At 46.9% G+C, this 9,471-nt stretch carries 12 protein-coding genes; all 12 read right to left on the bottom strand.

Annotated features, from left to right (window positions below; translation table 11 throughout):
- On the bottom strand, positions 1-186 hold a 186-nt coding region (locus tag ACQY6Q_RS13710; protein ID WP_427982215.1), incomplete at its 3' end, for an EscU/YscU/HrcU family type III secretion system export apparatus switch protein.
- An 18-nt stretch (positions 187-204) separates the two neighbouring features.
- The gene (fliR, locus tag ACQY6Q_RS13705) at positions 205-984 is read right to left on the bottom strand and encodes a flagellar biosynthetic protein FliR (protein WP_427982214.1); all 780 of its coding nucleotides are present in this window, start codon (positions 982-984) and stop codon (positions 205-207) included.
- On the bottom strand, positions 984-1,253 hold the full coding sequence (gene fliQ, locus ACQY6Q_RS13700; RefSeq protein ID WP_427982213.1) for a flagellar biosynthesis protein FliQ: 270 nt from the start codon (positions 1,251-1,253) through the stop codon (positions 984-986). Before fliQ ends, fliR begins: the two co-directional genes overlap by 1 nt.
- Positions 1,254-1,271: 18 nt before the next feature.
- Positions 1,272-1,973 (bottom strand): flagellar type III secretion system pore protein FliP, encoded by a 702-nt coding sequence (gene fliP / locus ACQY6Q_RS13695; protein ID WP_427982216.1) that lies wholly within the window; start codon positions 1,971-1,973, stop codon positions 1,272-1,274.
- A 31-nt stretch (positions 1,974-2,004) separates the two neighbouring features.
- Positions 2,005-2,415: a flagellar biosynthetic protein FliO gene (gene fliO, locus ACQY6Q_RS13690; RefSeq protein ID WP_427982212.1), complete on the bottom strand. Its 411-nt coding sequence runs from the start codon at positions 2,413-2,415 to the stop codon at positions 2,005-2,007.
- Complete coding sequence (gene fliN / locus ACQY6Q_RS13685; RefSeq protein ID WP_055732203.1) at positions 2,415-2,786, bottom strand: flagellar motor switch protein FliN; 372 nt, start codon at positions 2,784-2,786, stop codon at positions 2,415-2,417. The genes fliO and fliN overlap by 1 nt, the downstream gene beginning before the upstream one ends.
- A gap of 18 nt (positions 2,787-2,804) precedes the next feature.
- On the bottom strand, positions 2,805-3,836 hold the full coding sequence (gene fliM, locus ACQY6Q_RS13680; protein ID WP_427982211.1) for a flagellar motor switch protein FliM: 1,032 nt from the start codon (positions 3,834-3,836) through the stop codon (positions 2,805-2,807).
- Between the two features lie 9 nt (positions 3,837-3,845).
- Complete coding sequence (fliL, locus tag ACQY6Q_RS13675; protein WP_427982210.1) at positions 3,846-4,355, bottom strand: flagellar basal body-associated protein FliL; 510 nt, start codon at positions 4,353-4,355, stop codon at positions 3,846-3,848.
- A gap of 83 nt (positions 4,356-4,438) precedes the next feature.
- Positions 4,439-6,580, bottom strand: coding sequence for a flagellar hook-length control protein FliK (locus tag ACQY6Q_RS13670; RefSeq protein WP_427982208.1), 2,142 nt, complete (start codon positions 6,578-6,580; stop codon positions 4,439-4,441).
- Between the two features lie 92 nt (positions 6,581-6,672).
- On the bottom strand, positions 6,673-7,116 hold the full coding sequence (fliJ, locus tag ACQY6Q_RS13665) for a flagellar export protein FliJ (RefSeq protein WP_427982207.1): 444 nt from the start codon (positions 7,114-7,116) through the stop codon (positions 6,673-6,675).
- A gap of 32 nt (positions 7,117-7,148) precedes the next feature.
- The gene (fliI, locus tag ACQY6Q_RS13660; protein ID WP_427982206.1) at positions 7,149-8,495 is read right to left on the bottom strand and encodes a flagellar protein export ATPase FliI; all 1,347 of its coding nucleotides are present in this window, start codon (positions 8,493-8,495) and stop codon (positions 7,149-7,151) included.
- Positions 8,473-9,471: flagellar assembly protein FliH (gene fliH / locus ACQY6Q_RS13655; protein ID WP_427982205.1), on the bottom strand; the 999-nt coding region annotated here is incomplete at its 5' end. The genes fliH and fliI, both read right to left, overlap by 23 nt.

Below are 9,471 nucleotides of genomic sequence, written 5' to 3'. Positions count from 1 at the left end.
AATTTGAAACACCTTGACCATCGACTCGGCTAGCATGCTACCAAAGCCCATGATGGCCAGTGCGGCACTAATCAAAACCGCAGCCGTGCCCAACTCTTTAGAACGGGCTATCTGGCCTTTTTCTCGAGCATCCTGGAGTTTTTTCCCCGTGGGGTCTTCCGTTTTTTCTTGTTCGTCATCGGCCATCGTAATTTAACCTTAACTTCAACAGCCAATACGAAGCATGCTACATGCCAAACTGCGACCAAGCTCCCACTGCGCTTCGAAGTGAGCCATGAATCCGCCAATCGTTAACCAAAGAATGAACAAGCCAAATAACATGCTCACCGCAAAACCAATACTAAATATATTCAATTGGGGCGCAGCTCGGGTCATGATACCGAAAGAAAAGTTAACTAATAACATCGCCACCACCGACGAAATCGATAGTGCTAGCGCCGCCAAAAATAACTGCGAATACCAACCGGCTAGCAGTTGGTAATCAAGACTGGCTAAGCCATTCATCCCGATAGGCAGAGTCTCAAAACTCATGGCGATGAGGCTAATCAATTGCAAGTGACCATCTATAGCCAAAAATAGCAAAGTAGCTAAGAGTAAATAAAATTGTCCAACAACTGGGGTACTTTGGCCATTGTTAGGATCCACCATCGACGCAAAACCCAAGCTGGTTTGCATCGCAATCACCTGCCCACCAATCACAAAAGTCTGCATCACTAACTGGGAAATAAAACCGATGGCGGCACCAATCAATACCTGCTGCGCTAAAACAATAACCGCATTAAAAGAAAACAGTTCAATATCGCTTACCGGTGGTAATACCGGGACCAAAGCAAAGGTGATCGCAAGAGCTAATAACAAACGAACCCGAGTGGGTACCGATTTACCACCAAAACTGGCCAGAGCCATTAACATGGCCGCCACTCTGGTTAACGCCCATAAATACTGCGCTATCCATGCCATGACCACACTAGCGGGAAACTCCATTAGCCAACAACCTGCGGAATCATCTCCACCATGGTGAAAAACAACTCCATTAACTTTTCAGTAAACCAATGCCCGGCAAACATCAGCGATGCCAAGGTAACCAAAAGGCGAGGCAAAAAGCTCAGAGTCTGTTCGTTAATCGATGTAGCGGCCTGAAAAATAGATACCACTAAGCCCACCAGCAGGCTGGGTATAATGGCGGCCGAGACCAATATCACCACCTGCCCTAAGGCTAAACGGAATACATCAACAAAGACTTCTGGTTCCATGTTTAGGCTTCCTTGGCGCTATATACCAAAACTATTCGCGAGGGTTCCCATCACCAAACTCCAGCCATCAACCAATACAAACAACATCAGTTTAAAGGGTAAGGAAACAATCATTGGTGACAACATCATCATCCCCATGGCCATTAAAATACTGGCCACTACCAAGTCAATGACCAAAAAAGGAATGAACAGCATAAAGCCAATCTGGAAAGCGGTCTTTAACTCGGAAGTAATAAAGGCAGGGATCAATACGTTAAACGGTACTTCCTCAGGCGCCGCCACCTCAATTTTGGCGATTCTGACAAAGGTTTCTAAGTCGGTTAAACGCGTTTGCGCCAGCATAAACTCTTTCATTGGCTGCTTAGCTTGTTCAAAGGCCTGCATCGAGCTTAGCTCTTCGTTCAAATAAGGCTGAACCGCATTTTGGTTTACCTGATCAATCACCGGCGACATGATGAAAAACGTTAAAAATAAGGCGATACCAATAATTACTTGGTTAGAAGGGCTTTGCTGTAAGCCCATCGCCTGACGCAGTATAGACATCACCACCACTATTCGAGTGAATGACGTCATCATAATCACCAAGGCTGGCAGGAATGACAACGCCGTCATTAACGCGAGAACCTGCAGGGTGACAGAATATTCTTGTCCACCATCTGCATTGGTGGTCATGGTAATCGCTGGTAAAATGCCGTCTTGAGCATAACTCGGCAAAATCATTAAGCAGCTTAACACCAAGCCATAGAGCAGCTTACTTTTCATTTTTAAACAACATTCCTTGTAGCTGTTTAGCAAACGGTGCATTCATTTTAGACCCAGCAGGCACCGGCAATGGAGTCTCTAATTTATCTAATAAATTAATTGAATGCTGGGTAATACCTAACAAATATTGTTGCCCGCCGATTTCCACAACGGTAACTCGCTCGCGCGCTCCCAGCGTCAAATTGCTCACTACCTTGGCTTGGCCTGCAGAAAACTGATTAAGACGCGTTTTCTTCAATATCCAAGCACAAACAAAAATAGTTACCAAGACTAAGGCCAAGGACATTAACCAAGAAACGATCTCAATCGGCGTAGATGGAGGGCTGGCTGTGGCGGCTGGTTCTGCGGCTGCTGGCAATACCGTGCCAGCAAACAACGAGAGGATTAAGCGATAAAGCATTATTTAAGCTTTTTAATGCGTTCAGTTTGGCTAATCACGTCAGTTAAACGAATACCAAACTTATCATTGACCACAACCACTTCACCATGGGCGATCAAGGTGCCATTTACTAATACATCCAAGGGTTCACCGGCCACCCTGTCCAACTCAACCACCGAGCCTTGGTTTAGCTGTAACAAATTACGAATACTGATATTGCTACGCCCTACTTCCATGGAAATGGTGACAGGAATATCCATGATTGCGTCAAGTTTACGTTGCTCCTCTTCGCTAATCGGTTTTGACTCATCAACAAACTCTTCAAGCGGAGCGGGTTCGGCCTCAGCCATTGCTGCCGCCCACTCATCTGCCATATCATCTTGATCACTCATAGTTGTTCCTTATTACTCTCACTCTTCGTTCTTCGCTGAGCGGCGGCCGTTTCTTACCACCAATTCAAGATCGCTTTTAACCGTATCAGGGCGTTTCAATTTGGTATCAATTTTCAGCGCCATTTTTTCATTTTTCTTACCCAGTTTGACTCGAAAACTCGGCAAATCTTCTACATACAGCATCGCCGTTTCCGGCATTTCAATAGGAATAATATCTCCGGCCTTAAGCTCCATTAATTGCCGTAGGGTGAGCTCTGTTTCCAACAATTTAGTATGTAAGCCCACCGGTACATCCATAATTTCGTCGGTTAAAGCCGAACTCCAGCGTTGGTCGGTATCTTGCTTATCACTTTGTACGCCGGCATCGAGCAACTCACGAATAGGCTCCAACATGGAGTACGGCATAGCAATGTGAAAATCACCGCCGCCGCCATCAAGTTCGATATGAAAAGAACTCACCACAATGACTTCCGTAGGGCTAACAATGTTCGCCATAGCAGGGTTAACTTCTGAGTCTAAATAATCAAAACCCACATCCATAACCGGTGCCCATGCTTCCACGTAATCTTCAAAGATGAGTTTCAACAACATTTGAATGATGCGCCGTTCAGTGGGAGTAAATTCACGCCCTTCAATCTTGGCGTGATAGCGCCCATCACCACCGAAGAAATTCTCCACCAAAATGAATACCAAACGAGCTTCCATGGTGATCAAGGCGGTTCCTTTAAGCGGACGAAAACGCACCATGTTTAAACTGGTAGGGACAAACAAGGTATGTACGTACTCACCAAACTTAATCATTTGCACGCCGTTAATCGATACTTCCGCAGTGCGGCGCATCATATTGAACAGGCTGATCCGCATATGCCGTGCAAAGCGCTCGTTAACCAACTCCAAGGTGGGCATTCGCCCGCGCACAATGCGATCTTGAGAAGAGAAGTCAAATTCAACCACACTGCCGGACATCTCCGGCTCAATGACATCCTCTTCTATATCGTCTACGCCGTGTAACAGCGCATCGATTTCGTCTTGGCTTAATAAATCGCTCACGTCAGTCCTTTATTGCATGACAAAGCCGGTAAACAGGATTTTCTCAACCACGACTTTACCAGTTATTTCTTTTAACGCTTTCTGTGTCTCAATTAGCGAGTTTTCACGTATTTTGTCTTTGCCTTCTTGCGTAGAAAGCTCTTCAACTGAGGCGGCACTAAAGACACTTAATAAGGTGCCTTCAATTAGAGGAATATGTAACTTAGCTAATTCCTCATTCGCCGTTCCACGAACCAGTAATTGTACTTTGATTTGAACTAAGCGATCTCGGCTATCCCCCACAATATTAAACACGAAAGGTCGAGGCATGCCCACATACAACGCCGTATGAGTCACCGTTTCTTGCACATTCTCTGTAGCTGTGGCCGCCGCAGGCGCCTGCTCTTCACCACCACTCAATAGCAAAAATCCGACTACGCCACCAATCACCAGTACCAGAACTATGGCAATAATGATTATTAGCTTCTTTTTGCTTCCGCTTGCGCCATCTTCGACGGTCAATTCAGATTCTTCGGCCATTTAAGTTTCCATGAAATATTCGCTAAACTGTTTTTATTATTACATAGTTAAGAGTGGCTTCAACAGCGCCACTGGTAAATAAACTAGGCGTAATAATCGATCCCGTCACTATTTGTTTGTTTTGCCAGCATCGCAGTTAAGTCTTGTTCGGCTAAGTCGTCGTTTTGCTCGGTATTTTCAGCTCTAGCGGAGAAAAAGGAAGTTTGCCCTTGCCCCTGATGAGAAGCATTACCTTGCTGCTGTTGACTCACCTGATTTTGTCCCAATTCTATCCCTTGTTGCTGCAACATTTCCCGCAGACGCGGCATAGTTTGCTCTAAAGCTTCTTTTGCCTGAGGATTTTGTACTTGAATGTGCACCGTTACCTGCTGGTCTTGATTCATTTGTAAACGAACATGCATGCTGCCTAATTCTGCCGGATCAAGCCGTATTTCGGCTTTTTGCATGCCCTGACTCAACATATATTGCACTCGTTGATTCAATTCTGCTGGCGCTTGATAATGTGCAGGGTTTAAGCGCTCACCAATAAAACTTGCCTTGTCATTGGCTTGATTAGCTAACTGCGCTTGTTTTAATCCCAAGTCCTGAGTAGAAGACTCTGCTCTGCTAATGCCTTCTGAGCTAGTGGCCGGTCTAAACAAGCTAGCAGCCTCAGGTTGACGAGCCGACTCAGCCGCATGTAAAACTTGTTGAGAGTGCCCTTGTGTTTGCTGATCGGGGTGCTCATCACTTCCATGCTGGTCACTTTGCTGACTGATAACTTCACCAGCCGCTTGATTAACGGCTGCTTTATCAATGACCGACTGGGCTTGGGCGCCGCCAGTTTTGGTGGCTGTAACGGTGTTGGGCTGCGCAGCACTCGGCTTAGCTTCACTAGCAAGTCGAGTGGCATGTTCACTGGTATTCGCTTGTTCACTGACAAGTTTGACACCGGCCTCATTGCTCGTCTGTTGTTGCGGCTGGGACTTAGCGGAAACAGCCGATGCCTCAGGTTGAGAATCCAACGTAGTTTGAGTCGGCTTGGCGCTGTTCTTATCATTTCCAACTTGGTTATAGCTAAGCTCAGAACGATTTAAGCTGGTACTGTGTAGTTTCGACTCGTCTAGCTGTTCTGTTATTGCGGCACTAGCAGGTGTAGTGGCGGCGGCTTTAGCCTGCTCGCTTGAAAGCGGCTTTTGCTCTTGACTTACCACCGCTTTAGCCGCTTCTGGCGCTTTCCCAGCCTCACTCACTTTAGCTGACAAATCAGACTGACGGCTATTAAGATTAGTACTTTCTGAATTAGCCTCGTCAGCGACTTGAGTCTTCTCTGCAATGTTAACTTTATCGTTAATTTGGGCCTTATCTGTAGTGGCTTGGACAGCAGCGTTAAGTTTAGCCTCTACCTGCTGTTCCGCTTTCAGCTTTAGTGTAGTCTTGCCGTCTTCAGCGCTTAGTTTTTCTGACTGAAGTGGTCGCACAGTGACAGCTTGCTCTACTTGTTCGCCGGCGTCTTGTTGAGTTGAAGAACTTTGAGCATTCAACGCAGTCACATTCGCCGGCTCAGTTTGCTTAAGCTTGGTAACGGCTGACGCCACTTGCGTTTCAACTGATTTAGCCACTGTGTCAACAGCAGCTTGTTGATCACTTTTAGTCGCTGTTTGCGCCTCGGAGTCGCTTAATAACTCAGTCTCAGCGTCACCTGATGACGACTTGGCGTCTTGATTGATAATTGAGGTGGATGCGGCCGAAGCCGTATAGTTAGGCGGCAAGTCTGTGCCGCTTTGTTCCGCTTGCAGCTGTCGACTAGTTTCAGCCATTTTACTGTCGCCATCTGAGTTAGCTTGGTTTGCGGCATCTTGCTCTGCATCGGCTTGCGCCTGCTCTGCGCTTACCACAAGGTCTAGCGTTGCTTCAGCGGGTGCGGGGGCTGTTTCAGCCTCAGTTTCCGGTGCATTGCTAACAACTTTAGTTGCGCTTAAGTCTTCGGCAACTTGTTTGGCATTATCTAGCTGCTTGAGTAGCTCTAACGGGCTAGCTGGCTCCGCAGCTCCCTTGGCAGCGGATTCTGTCACCAGGATCTGCTTATCCTTAGCTAAACCAAGCGCCTTCACCGAGCTAGGCAAGACTTTTAAGTCTTTAACTAAATTAGCAAAATCGTCGCTCTTTCCAACAGGTTTAAGCGATGCGCTATGCAAAGAACCTAATTGTGAGCCATTAGCTGAGTCAGTTAACAGGAATTCCATCTATGCCTATCCTTTAAGATAATTTGCTTCACGAGCAGGGTTAATACGGCAAATCATAATCAATAATGAAACAAAGCATATTTTATGCCGACTTAGCTAGCTTGACCTCTTAAGTGCGCATATAAAGCATATTCATCTAATAGCTTTTGTTCTTCGCGCATTTGTTTTTGCTGCTGTTGCTTGAGCTGTTTGTCTATCAACAGCTCCATAGCTTTTCTTTTAGATTGAAGTTCTAGCCATTGTTGGCGTTTCACCAACACATTTTTTTTCAGTTGTTCAATGGATTTACTTTGTTGAACGCTGGCTTGCTCTAACTTTTGAATAAAAATCTGATATTGGTGAAAGCTATCTGCGTAAAAACCGTCAACACCTTTGGCTAAGGCCTGTTCTAAATAGGAGCGGCGATAATCTTCGAGATGGGCCAGCTGGGCTTCAAATTCGCTGAGCTGTTGTTGAGCCTCGGCCATTTGCTTGGCCGCATCTTGCTCTTGCTCTTGCAAGCGCTCCACCATTAAATATAAGGCACGTCTGGCCATGTCCCGCTCCTAATTACAGCCCGAATATTCGCTTAGTTGATAGGACTCTGAGCGTTGATGTTGGCCATTTGCATGGTACGTTCCATCCGCGTCAGACTTTCGTCATAAGCGACCACTTCTTTCATTCCTTGCTGCAAGAACTGATCCATGTGTGGCTTCATGGCGATGGCTAAATCAATCCGTTTATCGGCACCACGTTGATAAGCGCCAATGGATATAAGATCTTGATTCTGCTGATAAGAAGCATTGAGAGCTTTCAACTGTCGCGCCAATTGCTGGTGCCCTTCGCTAGTTACGGCCGGCATTACCCGACTAATCGATTTTTCTATGTCTACTGCAGGATAGTGGCCTGAATCGGCGAGCTGACGCGATAATACGATATGACCATCCAAAATAGCCCGAGCGGCATCAGCGATCGGATCCTGCAAATCATCACCTTCGGTGAGAACAGTGAAAAATGCAGTGATCGAACCTTGATCTTCCCCGCCATTGCCCGCGCGCTCAACCAGCCGGGGTAACTTAGCAAATACCGAAGGCGGATACCCTTTGGTAGCAGGAGGCTCGCCAATGGCTAAGGCAATCTCACGCTGAGCCTGCGCGTAACGAGTCAGCGAGTCCATTAACAGCAATACATTCAAGCCCTGATCGCGAAAATATTCGGCAATCGTTAAGGTGGTATCACAGCCTTTTAAGCGCATCAATGGCGACGCATCAGCAGGAGCGGCAATGACCACCGCTCGCTGACGCCCTTCTTCGCCAAGGATTTCATCAATGAACTCTTTAACTTCTCGTCCCCGTTCACCAATCAACCCTACCACCACTACATCGGCAGTAGTTCCTCGGGTCATCATGCCCATTAAGACACTTTTACCGACCCCTGAACCAGCAAACAAGCCCATCCGTTGACCTTGTCCCACGGTTAACACCGCGTTAATCGAACGAACCCCTACATCTAAGGGTTGTTTAATGGGTTTACGAGCCATCGGGTTTAAACGTTCAGAATTTAACTTGGTGGTTTGCTTGCAGTAAATTTCTCCCAAGCCATCCAGTGGCTTGCCGACACCGTCAATCACCCGCCCCAGCAGTTCCATGCCAACCGGAATACCATGACTTTCGTGCATAGGAATAACTCGTGCGCCAGGAAGCACTCCAGTTAATTGTTCACTGGGCATAAGAAACAATTTATCACCAGAAAAACCCACCACTTCGGCTTCTAGATAAGCGTCTAGGGTTTCCACCATACATAACGAGCCCACTGGCGCTCGGCAACCAACCGCCTCTAAGGTTAAACCAACTACCCGTGTCAATTTTCCAGCTACCGTAGGCTTATGACGTAGATGCTCGGTCTGGTAATGTTTAAGTCGTTGGCTCAGCGTCATCGTCTTGCCCATTTTGGCGAATAAAAGACTGTAAGCTCTGTTTAATTACTTCGCTCATATCAACCGATACCGATGAAAGCTCGTTTTCAATTAAACAGTCGCCCGGTGTTAAGCTGCCATCGGCTAACAGCTGCCATTGTTTTTTCTGTTGGGTTTCTGGTGGAAAGACACTCTGTACTATCGCCATGTCATCGGGATGTAGGTGGATCCGAATATGTTGGTTCTGCAAGGGCAAAGCCGCTACCGCTTGTTTCACCGTATTAACAATGACCTTAGGGTTGGTGACTAATTCAACTTGAACAATTTCGGCGGCTAATTTCATGGCCAGCTCAACCACTTGTTGCTCAACTTCTTGATCCAACTGCTGACAAGGCTGGTGTAATTGGCCAATTAAGCCTGCCCAGCGCCCCGCTAACTCGTCAATCTGTTGTTGGCCTTCACTTAAGCCTTGCGCCAAGCCTTCTTGGAGACCTTGCTGCTTACCTTGCTCTACACCTTCTTCGAATCCCTTAGCCAAACCTTCCTGATGCCCAGCCTCAATACCTTCGGCCTTGCCTTCGTCATAAGCCGACTGACGAAGCGCCTCAAGCTCTTCAATGGTCATCGGCTCAAATTCGATTTCTGGCTCTTGTTCCTCCGGCGCCTCGTAGAACCAAGCTGGCTTCATGTTGTAAGCATTACTGGCAGGTTGCTGCTGTTTATCCTGAGGCTCAGTAAAATCAGGCAAGGGCCAACTAATATCTTGCGGCTCTTGTTGGTTTTGATTACCCATTGCAGCGTCTGTTGAAGATGACGGCGGCTGCGCGTCGGCCAAAATATCGTCAATATCACTTTGCTCTTGAGCTTGCGATGCCGCAGCTTGCGCAGGTTCAGCAGAATCACTAGGCGTAGATTGATTTTGCTCTAATAGTGCCGCAATATCGTCTTCGTCCATCAAGTCATTATCGGCGTTGTCAGCCGCTTTCGCGGCTTTTTG

It is taken from the genome of Agarivorans sp. (assembly GCF_050295395.1).
Classification (GTDB): domain Bacteria; phylum Pseudomonadota; class Gammaproteobacteria; order Enterobacterales; family Celerinatantimonadaceae; genus Agarivorans.
The sequence above is the reverse complement of the archived record's forward strand: the minus strand, read 5'-3'. Positions and strand labels throughout refer to the sequence as shown.

What these genes read in the sequence shown, in the direction of transcription:
- fliO (WP_427982212.1), bottom strand. Translation starts at nt 2,415, where the DNA reads ATGCTTTATCGCTTAATCCTCTCGTTGTTTGCTGGCACGGTATTGCCA.
- ACQY6Q_RS13670 (WP_427982208.1), bottom strand. Translation starts at nt 6,580, where the DNA reads ATGGAATTCCTGTTAACTGACTCAGCTAATGGCTCACAATTAGGTTCT.
- fliP (WP_427982216.1), bottom strand. Translation starts at nt 1,973, where the DNA reads ATGATTTTGCCGAGTTATGCTCAAGACGGCATTTTACCAGCGATTACC.
- fliQ (WP_427982213.1), bottom strand. Translation starts at nt 1,253, where the DNA reads ATGGAACCAGAAGTCTTTGTTGATGTATTCCGTTTAGCCTTAGGGCAG.
- fliI (WP_427982206.1), bottom strand. Translation starts at nt 8,495, where the DNA reads ATGACGCTGAGCCAACGACTTAAACATTACCAGACCGAGCATCTACGT.
- fliN (WP_055732203.1), bottom strand. Translation starts at nt 2,786, where the DNA reads ATGAGTGATCAAGATGATATGGCAGATGAGTGGGCGGCAGCAATGGCT.
- fliJ (WP_427982207.1), bottom strand. Translation starts at nt 7,116, where the DNA reads ATGGCCAGACGTGCCTTATATTTAATGGTGGAGCGCTTGCAAGAGCAA.
- fliL (WP_427982210.1), bottom strand. Translation starts at nt 4,355, where the DNA reads ATGGCCGAAGAATCTGAATTGACCGTCGAAGATGGCGCAAGCGGAAGC.
- fliR (WP_427982214.1), bottom strand. Translation starts at nt 984, where the DNA reads ATGGAGTTTCCCGCTAGTGTGGTCATGGCATGGATAGCGCAGTATTTA.